Consider the following 25,152-nt stretch of genomic DNA (forward strand, 5'->3'; position numbering starts at 1 on the left):
TATATCCGCTCGCGACCCCTTGCCGGGAGCGGTTTTCTGCATTAATACATCTCTTCTACTTCCTCGGCCAGCAGCGCTACCATCTCTTTACCATGACTGATAATCTCTTTTTCGCTCCACTGCTTATTGCGCTTCATCAGCGTGAGCATCGCCAGAAGTTTCAGACTGTCGATCTCTTTACGAGTCAGGCTGGCTTCAAAATGCTCTCTCTTTTGCTGGGGTTGGAAATTACTTAGCCGCGAGTTTTTACTGTGGCTAATCAGGCAGAGATTCCCAAAAGCATGTAACTGCTCTTCATCCATTCTGGGATGGCCATCTATAGGGTGCTGAGGATAAAAATGTTCCACCGAGCTTCTGAAGGTAAACTCAAAACGGCGGGCAATATCGTTACTCGTGTTTTGTTTTTTCCAAAGTAAATAGTCAAGATAGTTAAAAACAAAGTTATTTTCGATAGTCCCGAATCGTAATTTAGCGTTGATAGCCTGCGACCAACGTTTGTCGCAGATGATCTCTGGAAGAAAATCATCATCACCAAAGATCATATTGTAATATGATGCAGCTTCATCCGGGGCTAAAAATCGCATAAAGACAAAGCGGCGAGCCATGTTCTCAAGATATGCCAGGTAGTCTCCGGCATCAATTTCATCTTCCGGGCTGTGTTCATCAAACAAATATGTCAGCGCACCATTGAGCCAGTGTTTATAAACCAGCGTTGGCGTTGAGACATGGAAAGCTGATAGTAACATCAGGACCTGGCGGTTTATATCCTCAAACTCTCCCTCGTTATTATCAAAGGTATTAACATAACCTACACTTTGGGGCGAGTATTGATATAAGCGTTTCAGGCTCCATCCGTCAGTGCCCTGAGTGAATTCTCGCTTAATAATATAGCGATCAAAAAGGTATTTGCATTTCAGTAAACTATAAATGAAAGTTTTTGCCGCAGCGATTGGCTTTTCCTGCTTCAGCAGGCGTGACTCAAATTGCTCAACGAGTTGCTTGTCATCAAGTGGCACTCCCTCAGTTGTTCCCGGGTCTCTGCTGACAAGACGGAGTACATGAAGAAGGAAATTTGAAAAATTTATCACGCTGTTAAAACGCTCTGAGCCTGCGCTGTCTTCTTCTTGCTGGAGAGTACTGTCCAGACGAGTGTCACCCAATATTTCTTCCAGAGTTTGCCCCTGGCGTTGATGTTGTGCTTCTGTCGCGTCGGTATCTGGAAATGAGCCAGCTTGATCCAGCAATTCAACCAAATTGGAGAAACTGGTCGGATTAAATTGATGTATATGCTTTTTGCCAAACAGTTGTTGACGTTCTTTTGGCGTAAAACCGTATTGAATGTAACGTTCCATATTCGAACACGCGTCCCATACCCTGGCCAGAGTATCAAGACTTTTGTGCCGCTCTTTGGTATTCCTGATCCCATTCAGGACATTCATCAGACGCGCTTTGACGATTTCGTGTTTTTCGAGTTGTTCGCCGCGATTGTTCATCGCCTCAAAAAAATGATTAAGATCGGTATCGGCTGGCACTTCGATACGGGAAATCTGCACGTGATTGAACAGATACTTGCAAAACACCTTCAACGCGCGGCCGTTAAGCTGAAGCTCAGTCAGCGCTTTGCCGATCATCTCGTAACCTCTGATCAAACCTTCGTTATAATCGTCACCGCGCATATGTTGCACATCTACGCCTTGCCATAACTTTTCGAAGGTGAGGGTAGAGACAGGGCGACTTTCGAAAGTGAGATTGAGTTTTTGATACCACTGCATATCAACAGATTTATCTGCGTGGCATTTGAGCCAGTTAGCAAGTAGGGAGAGTGTTGTAAAGCGTTGTTGCCCGTCAATAACTTCATAGCAGTCATCACCCCGGGAAAACACCACTAATGTACCAATGTAATAAGTCTGCGGGTGCCTGGCGGAAGCGGATTTTTTCTGATAATCCAGCACATCCTGTAAAAGCTGGGTAATTTCGCCCTGGCCCCAGGCGTAATTACGCTGGTACATTGGAATCAAATATTTTGCGCGGTCGCTAAGTAAATCGTTTATAAAAAAAGGCTGTACGTGGGAATTACTCATAATATCTCATCTTCCTGAATAGCATGATTAGTTCATCTTCAGTTCCATTGCGATTATTTTTATTATCCTGGATGCCGAGCGTGCGCAGGGGGAATGCATGGAGATCTTTGGGGTGGCGTGCATCGCGGATAGTACGTAGTAGGTTGTTATGTAGCACATAGTTATCGACGGTAGCTAATTGAACCACCTGCTGACCGATACGGCAGGTATATGCCCAGATAAAGCATTTTTCTATCGCCAGAGACAGTTCCTGAGTCCCGAATTTATCAATATAAAAAATCAGAGCGCAATCGAACATCGCCCGGACATAGCGATCGCCAGTGCGTGTACGCCTGACATAGCTGTTCAGGGTGTATAGAATATTGCTTGCGCAGGGTTCCAGCACCTTATTCAATAGAGTAATTGGCTTATTCTCATCAGCATCTTGTTCTCTGTTGATAATAACGGCGACCTGCTTTTGATAATGTTCGGCCATTTCAAAGAAACGGCGGCCATTGATGATCATCTGATCCAGACTGAAGGGGAAACTTAGGTTCTGACCGTCAATTTTGCGTTGGTATTGACTGTTGTAATCATCGACATAGTGGTGGGCGATCCGCAATGAACCCACATACGGGTAATGCGCGATCTGAGAAATATTGATCCCTTTAAACAGGTCAACTTCACCTTTGCCAAAGAAGCGGGCTGATTTACCCTCTGCCCACTGACGAACCCGGAACAGGTAATTGGCAAAGAGCGTCGCCAGCCTTTCGCTAGGCAACCTCTCCCAGTGAGCGACGGCTTCAGCTTTTAGCCCAGCTTCATCAGAGGAAAACTCACGTAAGTGGAAGGCTTTAAGTAGATCGTGGGGAGCCAGATCTTTACCGCGTGCATTTTGTGAATCGAAGAACTGAAATGCTTCTGAAACGTCATTCAACACGAAAGTGACAACTTCGCAGCGGTTCAGCATAAAGTCGATAAGTTCTTCGCTGAATTCGGTGCGTTCAACAAGCCTGAGCAACTCCAGGTAATTACGTCGAAGATTGGCTTGTGAATCCAGACTGGCAAAACGTTGACGTGCCATAAAAGCATCGACATCAGGTTTGAGTTTGGTAAGTTGCTCGACCAGGTCTTTGCGTTTGAGGTTGTGCAGGCGAGTTTCTGTCAATGCTTTGACTGCCAGCATTAAGGTCAGGGTTCGTTGTTGACCATCAACAATATCCAGCCACGTTTTTTCTTCTTCCGAGTGCTTATGGAAAACAACAGAACCTAGCCGATAGGCCGTTTTATCGCGGTGTGATCCCAGATCGGCGAAAAGGTCGGCTATATTTTTGCTATTCCAGCGATAAGGACGCTGGTAACTTGGAATCGATAATTGCTTAACAGAAAGTAATTGACGAATGGGTATGACCTGTTTATCAAGCTGCTCCATCATGCCTCCTGCATGAATTTAAAATGGAGAACAGCTTTTTATTGTCCCTGAAACATTCTATTAATGCAATCAATGATGGTCTAACTTATTGTTATCACTTGACTAAAGCTAAATTTCTCATGATGCGTGGTTTTTTATTTATTATTATATTCACTAAGAACCTACCATTATTTTTAGATGTTGTGATTATTCTTTATTGTGCCATCCGTTTTTCATTTTTTGTAGATATATATTTGAATAGGATGTATTCATTCTATTTTACTCGTCAATTGAATGAATATAAGCAGATGATATGTTGTCCGGATGCTGTAAATGAAAAAATTACCGAAGTTACGAGAACTTGCGTCTGCCACGGGTAATCAGCGTACCGAAACCTGCATTTCACGGGTTGCGATGGTGCAGAGAGTAATCTCTGAACACCGCCTGTCTACGGTTTATGAACCGATGATTAACATGGTTTTGACTGGTCCTAAACGCATGATGATTGATGACAGAACGCTGCAATATAATTCAGCTCAGAACAGTTGAAATGTTACCTGGGCAGAGTGAAGTCATCGCAGCGCGAGTGATATGACTGGCGACCTGTTGAGACCATGGTACCATTACAGACTGTATCATCTACCTCACTACACACATCGGCCTGCCAGATACTGGTTCGGGGTGTATCTCCGTATCCACGCTGAATACTGTTCTCAGCAATCCAGGGTTCATCACCTCTTCTGGTGTGCCTTGCGACATAACATGTCCGTTCGCCATTACCACCAGATGGTCGCAGTACCGGCTGGCCTGATTAAGGTCGTGCAGTACTGCGACCACCGTTTTCCCCTGAGCCCGGAGTTCGCCCATCAGCCGCATCAGTTCCACCTGGTGATTGATATCGAGATAGGTGGTTGGCTCATCGAGTAGCACAACGGGCGTATCCTGCGCCAGGACCATCGCCAGAAATGCGCGCTGTCGCTGACCGCCTGAAAGATCGGTTAGCCGTCGGTCGGCAAGATGTTGGATCCGGGTCTGGCTCATAGCATCATGGACCCGCGCATTGTCTTCAACGCAGAGACGCCCCCAGAGTGACAACCACGGGTTGCGACCGTACGAAACAAGTTCCTGAACGGTTATCCCCTCGGGAGTTGAATGGTGCTGGGGCAGCAGCGCCAGCCTGCGGGCTAGCTGGCGTGATGAGAGCGTGTTGATAGCAATATCGCCGAGAAATATGCCACCGGACTGTGGCGTTAACAGTCGCGAAAAACAGTTTAATAACGTTGATTTCCCGCAGCCGTTAGGGCCGAGCAGGGCGGTTGTCTTCCCCGCTGGTAGAGTCAGTGAAACGCCATCAAGCACCTTGTTTGTACCGTAACAGACCGTCAGATTTTCAGTTCGTAATGTCATTTATCGCATTCTCACAAGCAGCCAGACAAACCATGGAGCACCGATAATGGCGGTCAGCACGCCAGCCGGAAGTTCCAGAGGAGGATGAATAATTCGCGCCAGCAGGTCGGCAACCACCAGCAGCAACGCACCTGTCATGGCTGAAACGGGCAGCAGCCAGCGGTGACGTCCACCGGTAATGCTGCGCACCATATGCGGCACCACAAGACCAATAAAGCTAATTGGGCCGCAGACGGCCACGCCGGTCGATGTCATGGCGATGGCCAGTAGCAAAGCCTGGAGCCGAATACGCGACACCGACACACCGAGCGTGGTGGCGCGCGCATCGCCCAATGCCAGGAGGTCGAGATCGCGGCAAAAACGCAGACTCAGCGGCAGAAACAAAATCAGCAGCGGGACGGCAATCTTCACAAAGCTCCAGTCACGCCCCCATAAGCTGCCGGTCAGCCACAGCAGGGCGCTGCTCACATTCTGCGGACGCGAAAGCATCAGATAATCGGTCAGACTGGCCCAGCAGGCAGAAAGCGCAACACCCGTGAGCGCCAGCTTCATAGGCTGGCTGGTGTTCGCCAGCATTCTCAGCAGGATCAGGCCCGCCATGCCACCGGCAAAGGCCAGCAGCGGCAGAGTAATCACCGGTAGTGATGGTAAGAGAAGCAGTGCGCCTACAGAGGCAAGGCTGGCGGCATGGTTTACGCCGAGAATATCCGGTGAAGCCAGAGGGTTACGTACAATCCCCTGCACCAGCACGCCTGCCACCGCGAGGGCGGCACCGACAAGCAGCGCCAGCAGCAGTCGCGGCAGGCGGTACGCCGTTAATACGTAATGATATTCGCGCCCGGTCTGCCAGTCGGTCAGCAGGGCACGCCAGGGTACGGCGATCACCCCCATTTGCAGCGATAGAACCGAAAATCCTGCCAGCGCGAGGGCGATGAAAATGACGAACGAAATTTTCACCCACGCCTCCTGACCAGCCAGACAAAACAGGGTGCACCAATCAGCGCCACTACTGCCCCCGCGGGCAATTCGCCAGGGAAGGCTAGCGCTCGGGCCAGAACATCAGCCAGCAGCAGCAGCGTGGCGCCCATAAGCATGCTCATCGGCAGGACCTTGCGCTGATCGAATCCCACCCAGAAGCGAGCCAGATGCGGCATCAGCAGACCGATAAACGCCACAGGACCTGCCACGCTGACGCAGGTACCGACCAGAAGCAACACCAGAATATTGATAATAAAACGGAGCTTCGGCAGATTCACCCCCAGCGTGTGGGCAGTGCTGTCACTGACGTTAAGCAGGTTCAGTTGATTAGCCAGCAGCAATACCACCGGTACAGCAACCACCACCATTGGGAAAAGCTGCCAGAACTCCTGCCAACGTGCGTGGGATACGCCTCCCGCAAGCCAGTAAAAAATGCCGTAGGCGTGATCTTCCGTCAGCAGCAGGGTGATGCGGGTAAGGGCCATACAGAAAGCCGAGAACGCGATGCCCGCGAGGATCAGTTTGTTTCTGTCCTGGGTGTGGCGAAATCCACCACCTGCGGTCATCACCATCAGCCAGCTTACGCCGCCACCGCAGGCGGCGATAAAGGCGATGGAGTAACCCGTAACGGGCGCAGGGCTGATAGCGCTGGTAAGCGCCATCGCCAGCGCTGCGCCGCTGTTAATACCGAGTAGTGAAGGGGAGGCCATTGCATTATGCGTCAGGGTTTGCAGCAGCGCTCCCGCCAGAGCCAGGCTTGCGCCGATCAAAATGGCAACCAGGCTTCTCGGCAAACGAAGGTTTTGCACCAGCGCTTGTGGAAGCGTCGGCGTATGGCCCGGTAGCAGGGCGTGAATGGCGTCAACACCGGAAACAGGAATGGCCGAGTAGCAAAACAGACTCAGCCAGAAGATAGCGATAAGCGTGACAAGGGGAAGCCCCCACTGTAGCGCTGGATGTTTGAAAACTGTCATTTCACATCGGATAAAGGCTGGTGGTGAAAGATTTTTACCGTGTCGCTGGCAATGCGTTCGGCTGCGAAAATGCCGCGCATCCGCGCCCAGGCGTTACTGTCGACCGATGCTGTCTGCTGTTTTTGCGCCGCAGTTAACATCTGCCACAGCGGGTCTTGTTGCCAGCGTTTCACGATGCTCTCTTCGCGATAGTGCGCGACCAGCAGCCATGCAGGATTGAGAGCTAGCAGCTGTTCCAGACCGATGGACGGCATAGACGAACCCGCCATCGCCGCAGGCACCGTCAGCCCCAGAGAGGTGAGGACGCCCCCGGTCCAGGTCTCCTGCGTGTGCAGGTTGAACTGCTGCTCCCGGGACGTACCAAACACCACCAACGTGCCTTTTGGCAGTTGGCTGGCCCACGCTGACATCTGTTGTTGGTGTTGCGCCAGGCGTGACTGCATCTGTGCCTTTTTACCCACGATTTCACCGATAATGGCCGCAGACTGAAGATTTTCAGCGTAGGTTTCATTGCGGGACTTGAGCAGCAGCACCGGTGCGATTTGCTGTAAGGCGCTGTAAATACCTGCATGGCGGCTGCTGTCGGCAATGATCAGATCCGGTTTCAGCGCGCTGATGGCTTCTAAACTCGGCTGCGCACGCGTGCCGACAGACTGCCAGGGTTTCAGATGGGCACGAACCTCTGGAAGAATGCGCATGGCATTGTTATCGTCGGCAATGCCGACCGGACTGACATCGACAGCGGCCAGTGCGTCCGCGAACGACAGTTCCAGCACCACTATCCGTTGTGGCGTTTTATCAAGCGTAAAGGTGCCATGTTCGTCATGAACCGTGGCGGCAAAAGCATGGCCGGTGAGCAGCAGAGCGGCGAACAGCGTGCGTAATGGTGTGAACATGTAAATTGCCTGCGTCGGGTGGCGTTTCGTTTGCCCGACCTACAAATCAGCATGCAGGCCGGGTAAACGGGGTTTAGAACTTCAACGAACCCTGCATATACAGCGTGCGCGGCTGGCCTGCGTAGATGCCTTTGTTGTTGTCGTCGTAAGAGCGGGTGAAATACTCTTGGTCGAAGATATTTTTCACGCCGAACGCCAGGTTCAGGTCTGCCATCTGCGGGCCAAAGTCATAGGCTACGCGTGCGCCCCAGAGCATAAAGCCAGGGATGCGACCGGTACTGCCGTCAGCGCTCTCTTTAACGGTGTTGGCGTTATCCGCAAACTGGCTGGACTGGAAATCGCTATTCAGGTTGAAGGTCCAGTTGCCCGGCTTATAGTCCACGCCCAATGTACCTTTGTGTTTCGGTGAGAACGGCACCTGGTTGCCGTAGGTGTCGCCTTTCTCGCGAATCTCAGCGTTCACATACGCATAGCTGGCGTAGACTGAAACGTTGTCGAGCGTTGGCGCCAATGTGCCGAGATCATAGCGAGCCTGAGTTTCCAGTCCGGTATGGCGCGTTTTACCGCGTGCGGTAACGGTGTCGTTGGTTTGGTTGGAATCGTACTGATTATTAAAGTTAATCAAGAACAGCCCCATTTCCGCCGTCAGCGCGCCATCGTCGTATCGGGTTCCGAGCTCCCAGGTTCGCGCTTTTTCCGGTTCCACATTGCCGCTTTGCACAGCCTTGCCAATTTGGCTGTACTGTACGGTGCCGAATGAGCCTTCAGTGTTTGCATAAAGATTCCAGCTATCAGTCAGGTGATAAAGTACGTTTAGCGCCGGAAGTGGGGCGTTGTAGCTTACTTCCTCATGTGTGCCTTTGATGGCGTTGTTCTGGTATGACTCGATATGTTCAAAGCGCATACCCGGTGTGATAGTCCAGTTGCCAATGTCGATTTTGTCATCCAGATACCAGGCGTGCGCTTCGGTGCCGGAACGAGTGTCGCGATCGTAAGGGCTGGCGCTGGACGGCAGTTGTCCACTGCTGGTGGCAGTGTAATAACGCATTTCATGCGTCGACTCGCTCACATAGCGGTATCCCAGGCCCACTTCGTGCGCGGAAGGCCCCACCATAAAGCTCTGACTGTAGCGTGGTTCAATGCCGCGTACCCAGTAGTTACGCGGTGAAAGGGTGAGGCGTTTGCCCTGTTCCAGGTAGCCGCTGCGCAGGGTTTCAGTGTAGAAGCCCTGAATATTGAATTTATGCTGGCTGTCCGGCTGGAACTGATAGCCGAGGCTTGCCAGCTTGCGGCGCCCCCAGAAGCGATCGTAAGGGCGCGTGGATTGCCAGCTGTTGGCGTCGTAATCCGCGCGAGACAGGCCGCCGGGCATGTCGGCTTCACCGTCGTAGTATTGCAACAGACTGTTGAAGGTATGCACTTCGTTTGGTGCATATTTGCTTTTCAGCATCAGGTCGTCGATGCGGGTCGCGCTGTGTTCGCGCCAGTCGCTTCCACGTGTACCGGAGTAAAGCAGGGCGGTACCAAAACCGTTATCCGCCGTGCCGCCCACCATCAGGTTGTGCGTTTCTTTTGGGTTATTTTGTGAAGATGTTGGGCTGAGCTGGCCTTCCACGCCGGCTTCGATGCCGAAGTTTTTCGGAATAGCGCGGGTAACAAAGTTCACCACACCGCCCACGCTCTGTGGCCCGTAACGCACCGCGCCACCGCCGCGAACCACGTCGATGGCGTCCATATTTCCGAGTGAGACGGGCGCCAGTGAAAGCTGCGGCTGGCCGTAAGGGGCAAACGGCACGGGAATACCGTCCATCAGTACCGTTGAGCGGCTGGCCAGGCGCGGGTTCAGGCCGCGAATACCAAAGTTCATCGCCAGATCGTGGCTACCGGTGCCGTTGTTTTCAGGGGCGGTAACGCCAGGAATGCGGTTCAGTACCTCGCGCATGGATGTTGCGCCGGTTTTGGCGAAATCCTCGCGGCGGATAACGTCGCGTGCGCCGGCATGCTCGAATACGTCGTTTTCGCGCGCATCCCCCAGCCAGTCGCCCACCACGGTCAGGGCATCTTCTTGCGGTGTTGGTGCGGGCTCCAGCGTCCAGCTGTCATTACCCAGCGGTTTCACCTGCAGGCCACTACCGTTCAGCAGGTGTTGCAGGCCGGTTTCGACGTCGTAGTCACCGTGAAGACCGTTACTCTGTTTGCCGCGTGTCAGGTTGGCGTCAACCGACAGGGTAATTCCGCTGAGCGCGGCATACTGATTAAGGGCTTTGTCGAGCGAACCCGGTGCAATATCAACCTGCGCTGCGAAGGCGGATAATGACAGCCCGGCCAGCGGCAGCAGGCTCAGGCGAACGGCGTTAACCAAAGGTGTTGTTTTGCGAAAAACGCGTAAAGGCGTCATACCTTCTCCATCATCATTTTTGTTGTGTTCAGTTATGAGTCGAATGAGAAGGGGAAAAAGGACAATCGAAATGAGAATTATTTTTCTTACAATGCAGAGATATTTATCCAGTATCGCGTAACTGACTGAATTTTCACTGGAAGAGTCATGGCAATAACATCCAGTATTGCATCAGTATTTTTCAGCGGGAAAGTGCCACTCAGGCGTAGCCCGGCCACAGCCGGATCGCAGCGCAGTACGCCGTTGCGATAACGGCTCAGCGTGGCAATCACTTCACCCAAAGGTTTATCGCTGAAGCTCAGAATGCCCTGCGTCCAGGCAGCGCTTTCATCATCCGCTGGGGCTATTGCACCAAATTCAGATGCGCTAAACTGCAGGCTCTCACCAGCGCTGACGATGCGTTTTTCCTGCGGACGATTTGCCAGTAAAACTTCAACAGCGTGTTGTTGAACGACAACGCGTGTGACGTTGTCCTGCTGGTAGACGGTAAATTCTGTGCCTAATGCGGTGAGCTGGCCCTGGCGGGTCACAACGCGGAAAGGTCTTTGCTGCGCGTCTTTTTCGGTGGTAATAGCAATTTCGCCGTACCAGAGATGGACAACTCGTTGACGCGTATCAAAACGAACGTCCGCGGCGCTTTGTGTGTTGAGTGTCAGCAGCGAGCCATCTTCCAGCCGCTGATGGCTGACCGCGCCTTTGGCGGTGCGGTAATCCGCGCGCAGACCTTCACCGGCTTCAGATTGCCAGAGCTGCCAGCCGCCGCCCACGCCGACCAGCAGAAGTAGCCCTTTCATGACATGACGACGGGTAAGGCGCGTATCGTGCAGCGCCCGGCTGGCGACATCACCCGGTACGCGGCTGAGCTGGCTGCGCAGGTTTTCAACCTGTTGCCAGGCCCACTGATGATCTTTGTCCTCTTCGTACCATTGTTGCCAGCGCGCTTCTTGCTGTGGGCTGACACGCTCGCCGCTCAATACAGCATACCAGTGTGATGCCGAGCGCAATGCCTGGCGGCGAGAATCGGTGATAGAAGCGTTCACAGGCCGTGCTCCAGACGAAACAGCAGACAATGTTCGACAGCCTTTGCCATATACTTTTTCACCGAGCTGACGGAGATACCGAGCTTCAGCGCGATCTCGCTGTATGTCAGACCATCCAGTTGCGAAAGCAGAAACGCTTCTCGTGTTTTTCCGTTCAGCCCGTCAAGCATGCTGTCGATGAGTTGCAGGGTTTCGAGCTGGCTCTCGCGTTCCTCGGGGGAAGGTGCGAGCGCCTCCGGCATAAGCGCCAGCATCTCCAGATAGGCTTTTTCCAGCGCGTTTCGGCGAAACAGGTCGACCATCACCCGTTTGGCGAGAGTGCACAGAAAGGAGCGCGGATCGCGGATCGTCGAGAGCGAGTCGCTGCCCATTACCCGTAGAAAAGTGTCCTGGGCAATGTCATCTGCATCAAAGGCGGACTGGAGTTTGCGCGTCAGCCAGCTTTTCAGCCAGCCGTGATGTGCGCCATAAAGCGACTCGAGCGTAAAGGAAGCAGTGGTAGTGGCGTGGTCAGACATGCGGAATGTATCAAAAGTTAATTATCACGCGATCATAGTAATATGAGAATGGTTATCATTACAATTGTAAATATGATTGTATTACGTTGAACTTCTTAATGCGTTGTTATTTATAAAAATGTTATGAGGTGGATATCAGAGGGGAAGGGGGAGTCTGCTTCTGGCATGTGACGTTGGACTGACATCTGACCATGTCTGCTGTGAGCGTGGCGCAGACGAATGCTTTAAATCATACTTAACTATTTAAAAGTAAAGCGTTTTTTTTGGAGAGTGCCGAGAGCAGAGCAGCTGTTACTTTTCGGGAAAAGGTGAGTTGCGGATCAGGAAATGCTCAATCGAGTCGATTAAACCGGGAGCTAAGGGGAGCGCAGGTTCAGCGTATGACTCGATATTCGCTTTGCGATCGTCCGAAGTCACCTCTTTCATAACATGGTTCATATTGGGCAGTATAACCAGGGACGCTTGAGGATTCGCAGCCTTAAGCAGTCTTGCATCCGTTTCCTCCACCTGGAGATCGCGTTGCCCTTGTAGCACTAACACGGGTTTGGAAATACTCGAAATGAGATGACCCGGATTATATGAAAACGCATTGATCAAAAACCCCTGAACAGCAGGATTAAAGATACTTTGCAGTGCTGGGTGAATATTCGTAATATCGACTCGCCGCCGATGCTCCAGAGCATCAATTATCGGCAGAGCCTGCTTTAATAGAATTTCATTTTCCGGATTCGCGTTAAGTTGCCCCCTCAACACCTCGCCCATCGGCCTCCCGGGCGTTGCGATAAGAACCACGCCGCACACATCCTCTTCTTGAGCCGAGGCAAGTGCGACTACGCCCCCTTCGCTGTGCCCTAAAACCCAAACACAGGGAGTGTGCATATGATGTCTAAGCTCGTCTACCCAGGATCGAACGTCGTCAACATAGTCAGCAATCGTCACCGCATTGGCATCCTCTACGGCCATTGCGCTAGCGAACATTCCACGTTTGTCGATACGAAGCGTCGCAAAACCTTTGGCAGCCAGGCCTTCAGCAAGAAGTCGGTAAGGGGATGCATTCACACCAAGCGGGTTGTTTCCATCCCGATCGGTTGGCCCGGAGCCAGGAACGATAAGAACAACGGCTGTTGGTTTTGAATTCGGGGTGAGTAACGTGCCTTTCAAAGGACCTTTTGGCCCTGCGGCATCCAGGACAGTTTCGGAAAAGGTTACCGGTACTGCCGCCAGACTCACAAATGGGCAAGCGCTCAAAAGGGCAATTGAGGCGGCAATATTCATCGGCGATGTTCCTGTAAAATTCAGTGTACCCGTCAATTTATATTATAAATATGGCCTGCTCTCCATTGATCAATACATCAGCGGCAATAGAAAAGTCCTCTGCTGGCACAGAACGGAGGTACTGGATGAGTTTAAAGTCTGCTGTGAGTGAGGAGCTGACATTCTTGAACAAAGCATTGTGTCGGATTACAGTGAGATCATTGATTTATAAGTGAGTCGAATCAGAACAGTAGCCAATGAAACAAAAACTTCGCAAACGTAATCAAATCTGGATAACTGATCGGTTCATGGGGTCAGTCCATACAGCTGGTAATCGGCATCTTTGAGTTTAGCTGCTTTGATTTCAGTATCGGTTAGAGGCTTGGTTTTTCTTGCCATTATTAGCTTCCACGCTTTTGGGCCCAACAAAGACAATAGATAGTTTTGTTGGGCCTATTAATGGGCCTAAAAGGTTCGGATTTAATTAGTTGGCATCAGACTTCGCGGGACAAATTGCAGGTACAAAAAAGCCCGCAGGGCTTGCGCCGTGCGGGCTCTTAGGACTTCATCGGATGACTCTGGTAATCACCGATGGAGAATTTTGGTGGAGCTGGCGGGAGTTGAACCCGCGTCCGAAATTCCTACATCCTATTGTTTCCGCAAGGAAAACAGTAATTTATCATTTAAATCATAGTCTTGGTGTTTTCTAATGTTTACCCGTTTTATACATTCTTAATGCTCTGCCGCCATATTGCCGCCACCTTTTGCAACATGAAGCTCCTTTGTCACATAAGCTAACCAAGATGGTGAGTAAATGGAGTTTTGTAACTTTGCATCTTTAAATATATCAAAACTAGGTTCTGAGTCATAAATATAGCTTGTAATATTCTCAAATTTAGACGATTCAATACCTTTTACTAAAAAAAACACTTTTCTTGAAGTATGATACGCAGCTTCTAAAATTTCTAAGAACATATATTCATTGTCAGTGAATGTTTTCATTTCCTTGTTCCCACTGCGTATTTTGTAAATAGCTAACGATATGTTTTCAACGCATAGGTGTTCAAGTAATAATGCTGTATAATATGACACTTCATTTAGTTTACTTAATGAAAGCCTTGCTAGCAAAGTGTTATTAATCTCGCTTCTTTCAAGGTTTTCATTTATAATATTAAGGTAATCTTCGGTTTTTTTTATGAAGTCTTCGTTATGATCATATTTAGCCTCTACTTCCATAGTAGCTTCGGGATAAATTTTCTTATAAAGATGGTAAGGGTTTGATATATTTATTTTATCTTTTATGGCTATTTTATAATTTGGGTCGTATATGTTGGTTTTTATACCGCCGTTGGAATCGTTGGCTTCAATTATATTGAAGCTAGGTATATCTTTTATTTTCTCAATGAAGTTTTTTTCATGTGCTAGATACCTATCTATAGCATTTTTAGATTCCGATGTATTAATTTGCGACTCAGTCTGGATCGTTCTGTGAATATTATTAACTATTGAAGCTAGAGGTACTGAGCTTGCCAATATTAATAAGGGAAATTTGCTTATTTCATAGAATCTAGAATATCCATGAGCAGAGAGGACAGGCGCTTTCCCTGACCATGCAAACACACCAAAGTATATAAAAGAAAGTAAAGGGATGCCTATTGAAAACCAAAAAAGCTTTTGTTGGAATAAATTTTCTTTACTAAGAATATACCATTTTTTCCAGATAATAATTGAAATTATAATCACTAGTGCCAGTAAATATAACCAAATGGCAGGAGTTTTAATAATGGAGGTCAAAAGAATCATCATCAGCTTAGGTTGTGTAGTGGGTTTTTAGTTACCGCATCCTCTAAATGCTCAGGTGCGAAATGTGCGTAGACCATAGTCATCGTAATATCTGAGTGACCTAATATATCTTTTAATACCAGTATGTTTCCTCCATTCATCATAAAATGGCTGGCGAATGTATGACGCAGAACGTGTGTACATTGGCCCTCCGGTAGATCTATACCTGCCCGTTTTACCGCACGCTCAAAAGCTTTTCTGCATGGGGTGAATAGCTTCCCTCTGTTCTTCGGGATTTCGTCATACAGAGCCTGAGATATCGGCACGGTACGGTTTTTCTTGCCCTTTGTCTTGGTATAAGTGATGCGGTACTTTGATAACTGATGGCCCTGCAGGTTTTCGGCTTCACTCCAGCGAGCGCCGGTGGCAAGGCATATTTTTGCTATCATCAGCAGGCTGGGGTTTTGAGAGTCAGCGCAGGCATCCAGCAGGCGCTTAATTTCTTCAGGCGCCAGGAACGCCAGTTCACCTTCTGCGATTTTAAATGTTGGCAAACCGGCGAGTGGGTTGGGTGCTGACCAGTGGCCCAACTTTTTCAGTGTGCCAAACACGGATGATAGGTTGCGTTGTTCAAGGTTTACCGTGCGAGGCTTAACTGGCGACATAAGCGCGCCATCTTCATTTCGCACCTCACCTTTTAGCCGTGCTTCGCGGTATTTTGTAAAGTCACCGGCGGTCAGCTCTGAAGCGATGGGATCACCCAGACCATTACAGATAATTTTAAGTTTCGCCATCAGGCGTTTGGGATCTGCAAGCGTCTGCCCGTAGAGTGAGTGCCATTGCTCAATTACTTCTGACAAGCGCCGACGATCTTCCTTCTCTCCAAGCCATGGCTTTTTGTTTACTTCGTCCATGGTGAAGTTTTCGAATGCTATGGCTTCGCCTTTCGTCGCAAATTGCTTACGCACGCGTTTGCCGTCGCGTCCGTTCGGGTAGCACTCACACAACCATTTTCCGTTCGGCTGCTTTCTGATCGTCATATCACAGACTCTTAATTACTTTTATAGCACGGCCTACTACCTCGATATCATCAAGGCTGCACTCAAAAGATGACTCACCCTGCTGGACAATTAAGCGATTGCCGGGGATGCGTGCAAGTTTAGCTATCGTTTTTATTCCATCAATATCAACGAGCCATACGCCATTTACTGGTGGAGTGCCGCTACGGTCAACGAGGTAAGAGCCATCGTCTGTATGGATGAGCCACGGATTAGTCATGTTGTGGGGGATTAGACTGTTATCCAATATCACCTTGCCTTGGTCCACTAAAGCGCCACCATCTAATGTGGCCTTATCAATTTCAGGCGCTACAACCTCGGATAACGGTTTGATGTGGGTCTGGTTCACAAAACCAAAACTATTTTCCTGCGCGTTAGTATCATTTTTATCACCTTGCCCAGTCGTTAACCAAAGCAGCGAAACCCCAGTTTCAAGAGCGCACTGTATAACCCATTCAGCAGGGAAGCTATCTCTTAAGTATCTGTTTGCCATGGTGCTTTTTGAAACGGAAAGATGGTCGCACAACTGTTGTCGAGAGTTGAAGTTATAAGCCTTAATCAGCCTATTGATAGCTTCACGCCCTCCGCTGTCATTACCTACCTTGATGGATCTCATAAGCAAAACCCTTGACGTATATAAAATGTGATCTTAGTATTCGCTCAGGGTTTGAAAAACAAACCCTAACCCTATAAAACGAGATAAATCGAAACCAAACTAAGAGATACTGCACTATGAGCACTGATATTTCAATTCGTGTACCAAAAGAGATGGCTACGCCTGCAGAGTTCGCTGAATGGGAAGGTATCTCCCGTGGCTCTGTTTACCAGAAAATTCACCATGGCCATCTTGCTAAGTACATGGTCAAGAAAGAAAAAAACAAAGGTCGCGTAAGTCTGCGTTACCTGTTGTACAAAACAGACCAGGTTCGTGAATCCCTCGGTCATTCCAACTTTCGCGTCATTGTTGGTCAGTAAGTTCAATTATGAGAACTTTTTGAGAGGGGCACATGTTTGATTATAAGATTTCCAAACATCCACATTTTGATGAAGCCTGCCGGGCTTTCGCGCTGCGTCACAACATGGCTAAGCTGGCAGAACGTGCAGGAATGAATGTCCAGACGCTGCGTAATAAGCTGAACCCGGAGCAACCGCATCAACTTACGCCGCCGGAGATCTGGCTTCTGACTGATATTACAGAAGACTCAACGCTGGTTGACGGTTTTCTGGCTCAAATCCATTGCCTGCCGTGCGTGCCATTGAATGAAGTGGCAAAAGAGAACCTGCCGCATTACGTCATGAGCGCAACTGCTGAGATCGGGCGAGTAGCTGCAGGCGCAGTATCCGGTGATGTGAAAACCAGTGCAGGCCGCCGCGATGTGATCAATAGCATCAACTCTGTTACGCGCTTAATGGCACTGACAGCTGTTTCATTACATGCGCGTTTGCAGGCCAACCCGGCAATGGCAAGTGCGGTGGATACCGTGACGGGCCTCGGTGCTTCGTTCGGTCTGATCTGAGGTGGTTATGCTGACTAAAGAACCATCTTTTGCATCGCTTCTCGTTAAGCAAAGCCCTGCAATGCACTGCGGTCATGGCTGGATTATGGGGAGGGATGGCAAGCGATGGCATCCTTGCCGCTCTCAGGATGCGCTGCTGGCTGAACTCTCTACAACCAAAAAGGGGAACACATGGCTATCGAAGGCGCTGCGGCGACTGTTCCATTAAGCCCCGGTAAACGCCTGGACGGACTGAACCATATTGCGGAACTACGAGCAAAAGTGTTTGGCCTGAATATTGAGTCGGAGCTTGAAAGATTTATTGAGGATATGCGTGACCCAAGGGACGTTAACAATAAACAGAATGAGAGGGCACTGGCAGCCATATTTTATATGGCAAAAATTCCGGCAGAACGTCACAGCGTCAAAATTAATGAGCTGACCACTGACGAAACGCGGGAGCTGATTAAAGCAATGAATCATTTTCGTGCAGTGGTGAGCTTATTTCCCAAACGGCTAACCATGCCGAATTAATCCACAACAGAAATTAGTGGCGTAAACCCGCCGGGCTTCTTATTGCCCAAATTCAGGAGAAACAACTATGCGAAATATTGAAACCCGTGTCACCAAAACAGGACCAGATGATGCTGGCCTTAACCAGATGCTGACTGATGCACGCATGGAAGAACGTCGGGCACGGGCCGCGGCAATGGCTGCCCGTCTTGATAGCCTGGCTTGCCATATCACGTCACGCCAGCTTAACCACGTTGAAGCGGCGGAACTGCTGCGTATTGCGGCTGAAAACATTCAGAACGAAGCGCAGGAGATCCACTGATGACTGATTCAATGGACCTTGTACAGCAGCGCGTTGAAGAAGAACGTCAGCGCCACATCCACACCGCCCGCAACAGAACGCCGGGCGTTTCCCGTGTGCTCTGCATTGATTGCGATGCACCGATCCCGCCAGCTCGCCGCCGCGCTATTCCGGGCGTGCAGTGTTGCGTCACCTGTCAGGAAATCGCAGGGCTGAAAGGCAAACATTACGTAGGGGGTGCTGTATGAGCACTATCCTGAAATGGGCGGGTAATAAAACCGCCATCATGGCAGAACTGAAAAAACACCTTCCAGCAGGCCCGCGACTGGTTGAACCTTTCGCGGGTTCCTGTGCTGTGATGATGGCGACAGACTATCCTCATTATCTTGTCGCGGATATTAATCCAGACCTGATTAATCTCTATCAGGTGATTAAGAATGATGTTGAATACTTCATCAAAGAGGGCAGATATCTTTTTGAAGCCCGTAATGATCCAGGGGCATATTATAAGACGAGACAGGAGTTTAACTTGCGCCATGGTGGCGCAATTGAACGTGCATTGTATTTCTTATATTTAAATCGCCATGGTTATCGCGGACTGTGTCGCTATAACTTAGACGGTAATTTTAATGTTCCTTACGGTAATTATAAAAAGCCGTACTTCCCTGAAAACGAAATACGCATATTTGCAGAAAAAGCAAAACGCGCAACGTTTATCTGCGCCAGCTATGACGAGACACTGGCACTGCTGCAAACGGGTGATGTTGTCTATTGCGATCCACCATATGACGGCACGTTTAACGGATATCACACAGCTGGTTTTACAGAGGATGATCAGTACCATCTGGCGTCTATTCTTGAACGCCGGTCATCAGAAGGCCATACGGTTATCGTGTCCAACAGCGATACGTCTCTGACCCGTTCACTTTATCGTGATTTTACTCGCCATCGTATAACCGCTAAGCGCAGCATGGGCGTGGCTGCCGGTGATAGTAAAACTGCAGTAGAAATCATCGCCACAAAATCAGCATGCTGGTTTGGTGCTGATTTGGCGTCTGGTCCTGATATCCCGGTGGAAACTGAGGTGCGGGCGTGGCAGTGAGTAAATTCACATTACATCATGCACAAACCACCGGCGGCTCGAATGAGGCCGCCGTGGCCTTTCCATGGAATACCCCAAAAAAAGCGGTTAACCCGTATCTGGAACCGGCGGACGTTGCGCCGGTGTCTGCACTTTCAAACCTGATCGCTCTGTACGCTGCGGATAACGAGCAGGAGCAACTGCGCCATGAGGTGTTGAGTGATGAGGTTTGGGAACGCTATTTCTTTAATGAATCCCGTGATCCTGTCCAGCGTGAAATAGAGCAGGATCAGCTAATTAGCCATGCCAAAATGGCCCGCGAACAGCAGCGCGTTAATCCCGATTTAGTGATTATTGCCGATGTAAGCGCCATGCCTGCCCATATCAGCAAGCCTCTGCTGGAGCGGATTAAATACTTCCATAGCCTGGGCAGGGCTAAAGCTTACTCCCGCTATCTGCGCGAAACAATCAGGCCTTGTCTTGAGCGGCTGGAGCGCGTGCGTGACAGCCAGTTGTCTGCGTCTTTCCGGTTCATGGCGAGCCAGGACGGGCTGGAGGGGCTGCTGGTACTGCCTGAAATGAATCAGGAGCAGGTCAAGCGCCTTTCCACGCTGGTTGCGGCACATATGAGCATGTGTCTTGATGCGGCTTGCGGTGATCTGTTTGTCAGTGACGATGTTAAACCAGAAGAAATCCGCCAGGCATGGGAAAGGGTTGCTGCAGAAGCCATGCGCCTTGAGGTCATCCCGCCTGCCTTTGAGAAGTTACGCCGCAAAAAGCGCCGCCGCAAGCCGGTGCCTTATGAACTGATCCCACCGTCGCTGGCGCGCATGCTGTGCGCGGACTGGTGGTATCGCAAATTGTGGCAGATGCGCTGCGAGTGGCGGGAGGAGCAGCTGCGCGCCGTCTGCCTGGTCAACAAGAAAGCGTCCCCGTATGTCAGCTATGAAGCCGTGATACACAAACGCGAGCAGCGTCGCAAATCGTTGGAGTTCTTCCGCTCGCATGAACTGGTGAACGAAGACGGTGACACGCTGGACATGGAAGATGTGGTGAACGCCAGCAACAGCAACCCGGCGCACCGCCGTAATGAAATGATGGCCTGTGTAAAAGGGCTGGAACTGATCGCGGAAATGCGCGGAGACTGCGCCGTGTTCTTTACCATCACCTGCCCGTCACGCTTCCACGCAACCCTCAACAACGGCAGACCTAATCCGAAATGGACCAGCGCCACGGTTCGGCAGAGCAGTGACTATCTGGTTGATACATTCGCCGCTTTCCGCAAGGCCATGCACAAAGCCGGGCTGCGCTGGTACGGCGTCCGCGTTGCAGAGCCGCACCATGACGGCACTGTGCACTGGCATCTTCTGTGCTTTATGCGCAAAAAAGACCGTCGTTCCATCACCGCGCTGCTGCGTAAGTTTGCCATCCGTGAAGACCGCGAGGAGCTGGGCACCAATACCGGACCGCGCTTCAAGTCCGAGCTAATCAACCCGCGCAAGGGCACACCGACAAGCTACATCGCCAAATACATCAGTAAGAACATCGACGGGCGCGGGCTGGCTAAAGAAATCAGCAAAGAAACCGGCAGATCACTGCGTGACAGCGCCGAGCATGTCAGCGCCTGGGCGTCACTGCACCGTGTCCAGCAATTTCGTTTCTTTGGTATTCCGGGGCGCCAGGCATACCGCGAGCTGCGCTTGCTGGCTGGTCAGGCGGCGAGAGTACAGGGCGAACGCAAAGCGGGTGCGCCGGTACTGGATAACCCGCGTCTGGATGCGGTACTGGCAGCTGCAGATGCGGGTTGCTTTGCCACCTACATCATGAAGCAGGGCGGTGTACTGGTTCCCCGCAAACATCACCTTGTCCGCACGGCTTATGAGCTTAACGACGAACCGAGCGCCTACGGCGATCACGGTATCCGTATCTATGGCATCTGGTCCCCTATTGTAGAGGGCAAGATTTGCACGCACGCGATGAAGTGGAAAAAGGTTCGTAAGGCCGTTGACGTTCAGGAGGCGGCAGCCGACCAGGGCGCTTGCGCCCCTTGGACTCGTGGCGATAACTGTCCCCCTGTTGAAAATTCAAACAAATCAGGGAGTGATTTACAAGATATTAAAACCATGAATGAGAAGGAACTGCAGGGTTACCTCCACAACATGAGCCTGAAGGAACGCCGGGAACTAACAGCCCGACTAAGGCTGATAAAACCTAAGAGGAAGAGAACATATAAACAGAGTATTTCGGAGCAGCAGCGCCTGCAGCTTGAGGCAGAACTGAGTTCCAGAGGATTTGATGCAAGTAATACGGAAGTAGATCTGCTTTTGCGTGGCGGTAGTATCCCATCTGGAGCCGGATTGCGCCTGTTCTATCGGGGGCAGCGTCTACAGGAAGATGATAAATGGCGGCAGTGGTACTGACCGCGAAGCTTTAACAATTCATGCTCTTAACGACCTGCGTAAGAGTGTTCTCATTGACGGATAAAAAATATTTTACATTTGAATATCAGAAGTATACTGTACATATAAACAGTGGATATAAATACAGGTGTTGTGTATCCGTGGTTGTGATAGGAGGGAAGATGCAGGACTATCTTTTGGAGTCGTTGAAGCTCCAGCGCATTGATTTTTTTATTAAGCTTGTAGCGGCTAGTGAGTGCAGTGACGAAGAAAAGCGGCTGGCTATCCAGTGGGTATCAGAGCTGACTGACGAACTCATGGCGAAAATCCGCAGCCATGAATACAGCAGGTCGATGGATGTAACCAGTTGAGCTGTGTCCTGATGGCCCTTGATCGGATAATCAAAAAGGGGCATTAGGCCCCTTTCTCATAAGTTGATTTAGTTGTTCCCCAAAGAGCCAGCCATGGCTGCATATTTAATTTCGTCGGCGGGTATTTCAGGATGTAGCTGGATTTGCCTGATGACATAACCAGGAACTTCATCACTCCATAGTTTAGCCGCATCCTTGCAAACCTTATACGCGAAGTCTCTATGCTCAAAGGCATAGGATTTTCCGTATGCGTATTGCTGGCAAGCGTGGACATAAGCTCCGAAGTCGCCGTCTTTATCCGGGAAAGCACATCCAGCCAGAGCTATGATGATTGCTGCTAACGTAAAGGGGGATGTTATGCGTTTCATGGTCTCTTTCTAAGCGTTTAGCTTTATTTATCTAGGGATTACTTGCAGGTGTCTGGTAGTCCCCAAGATATATATTCTCAGGGACTATGCTGTATCAGCTTTAATCACGACTTTATTTAGAAAGGTACTTTTCTCTAAGTTGATTCAGTCTGTCAGCATCGCGTTCTGAAAACTCGGCGTCACCATAGATCGATTTTCCATCTGCGTCTTCAAGGCCTGTGACTGTGACGGTAAATACTGCATCTGCCGGAACCTCAAGTTTTCCCCAATCAGAGTACCTGTTAGGGGCTAATTTCCAGTTGGCTTTCTCACTTGGTTCCAGACCCCCAGAAATTTTATAGTTGAAGACGTCAGAGAACCAAGGGACGCTTCTTCCTGGGCTTGCAATAACTCCTTTAAAGAATACTCTAGCAACCGCTTTGTCTGTTCCGTTTTCAACACTGATATCCAGAATTGGCTGATCATTGCCGTAATTCTCTTTTTGGAAATAAAAACGGGAGCGTTCGACCTTGAAGGCTTTCATTTTTTCAGCAGCCTGTGTCGCCGAGGTTTGTTTGGCTTCCAGTTCTTTTATTTCTTGCAGAGCCTGTTCTTTCTCCTTCTTCTCACGTTCAAGGCGAATAGCTTCTGCGTAATTTATAACCTCATCACCAGTCTTACCTTCCAGTGCCGTCTTAATTTTTGTTTCGTAAACGTCCCCAGAAGACGCTCCAGCTTGCATTAGCTCTCTCATGTCGATTTGGCTAAAGGCAACAACTTTAACCGCATCATCAAACTGAGCTTTTTTATCTGCAGGCAAGGACTCTCTTACCTTTTGAATGGACTCTTTCATCGACTGATCGCTTGAGGCATCGATTTTGGGTTTGTCACAAGCAGTAAGCAGCAGAGCTAGAGCAATTACGCCAGTTAATTTCTTCATATCCCTATTCCCAATCATAAAAAAACAAGACTAATCCTAACAGGATTAGCTGGTAGGACAAACCCGTAGCCATATCATGTGCCAGGGTGGGCTGTGATGGTTACTGGTCAGAGAAAACCTATGCGGATCTTCATGTTGAAACTTGGAAAACGGTTTGCTTTTAGATGGAATCAGTTACTCGAAAGAGCTGACGCTAGTGCATACAAGATGACTGATGTTTGATGACGCGTTTCACTGTTCTACCGATTTCCATGTCATGCATGTCTATGCTGCATGAATTCGCATGATCGTTTGATGATCGTTTTAGCTGTGGCCCGCCAGAGTTGGTAGGCTTTTACTTATGTCATGCAGGTGCATGAAAACCGCTACATAAAGCGGGCAGGCGTGGCGGGGATACGAGCGCGCGCTGAGGGTTACGTTAATCATGATCTTGATTAAAGCATTGGAGGTGGTAAATTGAATGGACTAAAATTTAAAGGATGATGACGATGTATGAAGTAATTGATATATCAGCGAAGGAAATTAAGGTTTTGTTAAGCACTGTAGAAGATCATTTTAATGATTTTAAAAGTAAGCAAATAGCACCTAATAAATTACAGGAAACTTTTGTGGCATTCGCTAATGCTGATGGTGGAAATATTTATATTGGTATAGAAGATGCTGCTTCAGATAGAGAGCGTTTATCTGGATTTAATGAACCAGAAGAAGCTAATGCAATAATTGCAACTTTGTTAGAAAATACTAATCCAGCAGTTGAAAATGTTGAGATTGAATATTTTAGAACGCCAGGTAATGGATTGATTTTACATATAGATATACCTAAGAGCCCTAAGGTGCATTACACGGCATCTGGTGACTGTTTTATAAGGGCAAATGCGCAAAAAGTTAAAATAAAAGGTGAAAGAATTACTCAGCTATCCTATTCAAAAGGTGCTGAGCCTTATGAGAAAAAAGCAGTAGATATAGTTGAAGTGCAAGATATGCTTGAAAGCAAATATTACATTGATTATCTGCGTAGAATAGGAACTTCTCAGTTGCCAGAGGTTTTTTTAAAAAAACAAAGACTATTAACTAAAAAAGAAGATGATTTTCTTCCCAATGTAGGTTGCGTTTTACTCTTTGATGAAGAGCCTCAGGGAAGTTTAGATACTCGATGTGCGGTAAAAGTATATCGCCTTAGAACGACTGAAACTGAATACAAACGGGAACAATTACAAGAAGATCCTGTAACAATTGATGGGCCTTTGGAAGTCGTTATTTTAAATACTATAGCGAAGGTTAAAGAATACGTTGATGGAGCATCATTCAAGGATGGCGATAATCTGGTTAAATTGAGTTATCCTGCGGAAGCATTGAAGGAAATATTGGTTAATGCTGTTATTCATAGAGATTACAGTCAAAAGGATGATGTACACGTAAAAGTGTATGACAATCGCATTGAAGTTCAAAGTCCAGGAAGGTTACCTGGATACATGACTATAGATAATTTATATGAAGAGCGATTTTCTCGTAATCCAAATTTAGTCCGCTTGTTACATAAACTCCCTAATCCAGTAAATCATGATATTGGTGAGGGTCTTGATACCGCTAAAAATGAGTTGCGTAAAGCTGGGCTTGTAGCTCCTGTATTCGAAGAGCGAGGTAACAATTTTGTTGTAATAGTTAAGCATCAAACTATAGCTTCAATTGAAGATGTGATTATTAATTATTTTAAAGATAATCCTACAGGTCAACTCACAAACAAACTGGTCAGACAGTTAAGTGGAGAGGATGACCTTCAGAAGGTTAAAAAGTCATTGCAAAAGCTGAGGGACGAAGGGATTATAAAACCATTGGATCCGAAGGCAAATGCTTTCAAATTTAAATATGTTAAAGCTTAAGTAAATGGTGGAGTTTTTCTCCACCTATTTTACTTTGAAAACGATGTT

The 25,152-nt window shown here is 49.0% G+C and carries 26 protein-coding genes and 1 pseudogene; 11 read left to right on the forward strand and 16 right to left on the reverse strand.

The window, feature by feature from the left end:
• Positions 1 to 41: 41 nt before the first annotated feature.
• Positions 42 to 2,081 (reverse strand): DUF262 domain-containing protein, encoded by a 2,040-nt coding sequence (locus tag OGX95_RS18195; protein ID WP_286630484.1) that lies wholly within the window; start codon positions 2,079 to 2,081, stop codon positions 42 to 44.
• Complete coding sequence (locus OGX95_RS18200; RefSeq protein WP_286630485.1) at positions 2,074 to 3,495, reverse strand: DUF262 domain-containing protein; 1,422 nt, start codon at positions 3,493 to 3,495, stop codon at positions 2,074 to 2,076. Before OGX95_RS18200 ends, OGX95_RS18195 begins: the two co-directional genes overlap by 8 nt.
• A 309-nt stretch (positions 3,496 to 3,804) precedes the next feature.
• Between OGX95_RS18200 and OGX95_RS18205 the strand changes: the two genes are divergently transcribed.
• A complete protein-coding gene (locus OGX95_RS18205; protein ID WP_286630486.1) occupies positions 3,805 to 4,020 on the forward strand; it encodes an AraC family transcriptional regulator N-terminal domain-containing protein in 216 nt (71 codons plus the stop codon).
• A gap of 90 nt (positions 4,021 to 4,110) precedes the next feature.
• Here OGX95_RS18205 and fecE read toward each other — a convergent pair whose 3' ends face one another.
• The 12 genes and pseudogenes from fecE to OGX95_RS18265 form a co-directional block, all read right to left on the reverse strand.
• Complete coding sequence (fecE, locus tag OGX95_RS18210) at positions 4,111 to 4,878, reverse strand: Fe(3+) dicitrate ABC transporter ATP-binding protein FecE (protein ID WP_286630487.1); 768 nt, start codon at positions 4,876 to 4,878, stop codon at positions 4,111 to 4,113.
• Positions 4,879 to 5,835, reverse strand: a complete 957-nt coding sequence (gene fecD / locus OGX95_RS18215; RefSeq protein ID WP_286630488.1) for a Fe(3+) dicitrate ABC transporter permease subunit FecD — start codon at positions 5,833 to 5,835, stop codon at positions 4,879 to 4,881.
• Positions 5,832 to 6,830, reverse strand: a complete 999-nt coding sequence (fecC, locus tag OGX95_RS18220; RefSeq protein WP_286630489.1) for an iron-dicitrate ABC transporter permease FecC — start codon at positions 6,828 to 6,830, stop codon at positions 5,832 to 5,834. Before fecC ends, fecD begins: the two co-directional genes overlap by 4 nt.
• Complete coding sequence (locus tag OGX95_RS18225; protein WP_286630490.1) at positions 6,827 to 7,726, reverse strand: Fe(3+) dicitrate ABC transporter substrate-binding protein FecB; 900 nt, start codon at positions 7,724 to 7,726, stop codon at positions 6,827 to 6,829. Before OGX95_RS18225 ends, fecC begins: the two co-directional genes overlap by 4 nt.
• Before the next feature lie 73 nt (positions 7,727 to 7,799).
• On the reverse strand, positions 7,800 to 10,124 hold the full coding sequence (fecA, locus tag OGX95_RS18230; protein ID WP_286630491.1) for a TonB-dependent Fe(3+) dicitrate receptor FecA: 2,325 nt from the start codon (positions 10,122 to 10,124) through the stop codon (positions 7,800 to 7,802).
• Positions 10,125 to 10,210: 86 nt separating this feature from the next.
• A complete protein-coding gene (gene fecR, locus OGX95_RS18235) occupies positions 10,211 to 11,164 on the reverse strand; it encodes a ferric citrate uptake sigma factor regulator FecR (RefSeq protein ID WP_286630492.1) in 954 nt (317 codons plus the stop codon).
• On the reverse strand, positions 11,161 to 11,682 hold the full coding sequence (fecI, locus tag OGX95_RS18240; RefSeq protein WP_286630493.1) for a ferric citrate uptake sigma factor FecI: 522 nt from the start codon (positions 11,680 to 11,682) through the stop codon (positions 11,161 to 11,163). Before fecI ends, fecR begins: the two co-directional genes overlap by 4 nt.
• Positions 11,683 to 11,973: 291 nt before the next feature.
• Complete coding sequence (locus OGX95_RS18245; protein WP_286630494.1) at positions 11,974 to 12,957, reverse strand: alpha/beta hydrolase; 984 nt, start codon at positions 12,955 to 12,957, stop codon at positions 11,974 to 11,976.
• Positions 12,958 to 13,248: 291 nt separating this feature from the next.
• A pseudogene (locus OGX95_RS18250) lies at positions 13,249 to 13,335 on the reverse strand (hypothetical protein); the annotation flags it as partial.
• 333 nt (positions 13,336 to 13,668) lie between these two features.
• Positions 13,669 to 14,730, reverse strand: coding sequence for a hypothetical protein (locus OGX95_RS18255; protein WP_286630495.1), 1,062 nt, complete (start codon positions 14,728 to 14,730; stop codon positions 13,669 to 13,671).
• Between the two features lie 11 nt (positions 14,731 to 14,741).
• Positions 14,742 to 15,758 carry a site-specific integrase gene (locus OGX95_RS18260; protein ID WP_286630496.1) on the reverse strand — a complete coding sequence of 339 codons (1,017 nt, stop codon included), beginning with the start codon at positions 15,756 to 15,758 and terminating at the stop codon, positions 14,742 to 14,744.
• 1 nt (position 15,759) lies between these two features.
• A complete protein-coding gene (locus OGX95_RS18265; RefSeq protein ID WP_286630497.1) occupies positions 15,760 to 16,392 on the reverse strand; it encodes a phage repressor protein CI in 633 nt (210 codons plus the stop codon).
• A gap of 116 nt (positions 16,393 to 16,508) precedes the next feature.
• Here OGX95_RS18265 and OGX95_RS18270 point away from each other — a divergent pair, with 116 nt between their 5' ends.
• The 9 genes from OGX95_RS18270 to OGX95_RS18310 all read left to right on the forward strand — a co-directional run bounded on the left by OGX95_RS18270 (position 16,509) and on the right by OGX95_RS18310 (position 21,937).
• Positions 16,509 to 16,751, forward strand: a complete 243-nt coding sequence (locus OGX95_RS18270) for a Rha family transcriptional regulator (RefSeq protein ID WP_286630498.1) — start codon at positions 16,509 to 16,511, stop codon at positions 16,749 to 16,751.
• Positions 16,752 to 16,783: 32 nt separating this feature from the next.
• Entirely contained in the window at positions 16,784 to 17,293 is a 510-nt protein-coding gene (locus tag OGX95_RS18275) for a phage regulatory CII family protein (RefSeq protein WP_000460858.1), read from the forward strand.
• A 7-nt stretch (positions 17,294 to 17,300) separates the two neighbouring features.
• The gene (locus tag OGX95_RS18280; protein ID WP_286630499.1) at positions 17,301 to 17,501 is read left to right on the forward strand and encodes a phage filamentation protein Fil family protein; all 201 of its coding nucleotides are present in this window, start codon (positions 17,301 to 17,303) and stop codon (positions 17,499 to 17,501) included.
• The gene (locus OGX95_RS18285; RefSeq protein WP_053276639.1) at positions 17,465 to 17,806 is read left to right on the forward strand and encodes a DUF5347 domain-containing protein; all 342 of its coding nucleotides are present in this window, start codon (positions 17,465 to 17,467) and stop codon (positions 17,804 to 17,806) included. Before OGX95_RS18280 ends, OGX95_RS18285 begins: the two co-directional genes overlap by 37 nt.
• A 67-nt stretch (positions 17,807 to 17,873) precedes the next feature.
• Positions 17,874 to 18,107 carry a DUF2732 family protein gene (locus tag OGX95_RS18290; RefSeq protein ID WP_286630500.1) on the forward strand — a complete coding sequence of 78 codons (234 nt, stop codon included), beginning with the start codon at positions 17,874 to 17,876 and terminating at the stop codon, positions 18,105 to 18,107.
• The gene (locus OGX95_RS18295; RefSeq protein ID WP_286630501.1) at positions 18,107 to 18,334 is read left to right on the forward strand and encodes a TraR/DksA family transcriptional regulator; all 228 of its coding nucleotides are present in this window, start codon (positions 18,107 to 18,109) and stop codon (positions 18,332 to 18,334) included. Before OGX95_RS18290 ends, OGX95_RS18295 begins: the two co-directional genes overlap by 1 nt.
• A complete protein-coding gene (locus OGX95_RS18300) occupies positions 18,331 to 19,188 on the forward strand; it encodes a DNA adenine methylase (protein ID WP_286630502.1) in 858 nt (285 codons plus the stop codon). The genes OGX95_RS18295 and OGX95_RS18300 overlap by 4 nt, the downstream gene beginning before the upstream one ends.
• Positions 19,179 to 21,587, forward strand: a complete 2,409-nt coding sequence (locus OGX95_RS18305) for a replication endonuclease (RefSeq protein WP_286630503.1) — start codon at positions 19,179 to 19,181, stop codon at positions 21,585 to 21,587. Before OGX95_RS18300 ends, OGX95_RS18305 begins: the two co-directional genes overlap by 10 nt.
• A gap of 161 nt (positions 21,588 to 21,748) precedes the next feature.
• Complete coding sequence (locus OGX95_RS18310; protein WP_001154444.1) at positions 21,749 to 21,937, forward strand: hypothetical protein; 189 nt, start codon at positions 21,749 to 21,751, stop codon at positions 21,935 to 21,937.
• 68 nt (positions 21,938 to 22,005) lie between these two features.
• On the opposite strand, the gene OGX95_RS18315 is transcribed toward OGX95_RS18310, so the two are convergent.
• Positions 22,006 to 22,305 carry a hypothetical protein gene (locus OGX95_RS18315; protein WP_286630504.1) on the reverse strand — a complete coding sequence of 100 codons (300 nt, stop codon included), beginning with the start codon at positions 22,303 to 22,305 and terminating at the stop codon, positions 22,006 to 22,008.
• A gap of 112 nt (positions 22,306 to 22,417) precedes the next feature.
• On the reverse strand, positions 22,418 to 23,224 hold the full coding sequence (locus tag OGX95_RS18320) for a DUF6694 family lipoprotein (protein WP_248085574.1): 807 nt from the start codon (positions 23,222 to 23,224) through the stop codon (positions 22,418 to 22,420).
• A gap of 488 nt (positions 23,225 to 23,712) precedes the next feature.
• Between OGX95_RS18320 and OGX95_RS18325 the strand changes: the two genes are divergently transcribed.
• Positions 23,713 to 25,104, forward strand: coding sequence for an RNA-binding domain-containing protein (locus OGX95_RS18325; protein WP_286630505.1), 1,392 nt, complete (start codon positions 23,713 to 23,715; stop codon positions 25,102 to 25,104).
• Positions 25,105 to 25,152: the final 48 nt, after the last annotated feature.

Origin of the sequence: Citrobacter sp. Cu233 (assembly GCF_030332225.1) — a bacterium.
Classification (GTDB): domain Bacteria; phylum Pseudomonadota; class Gammaproteobacteria; order Enterobacterales; family Enterobacteriaceae; genus Citrobacter.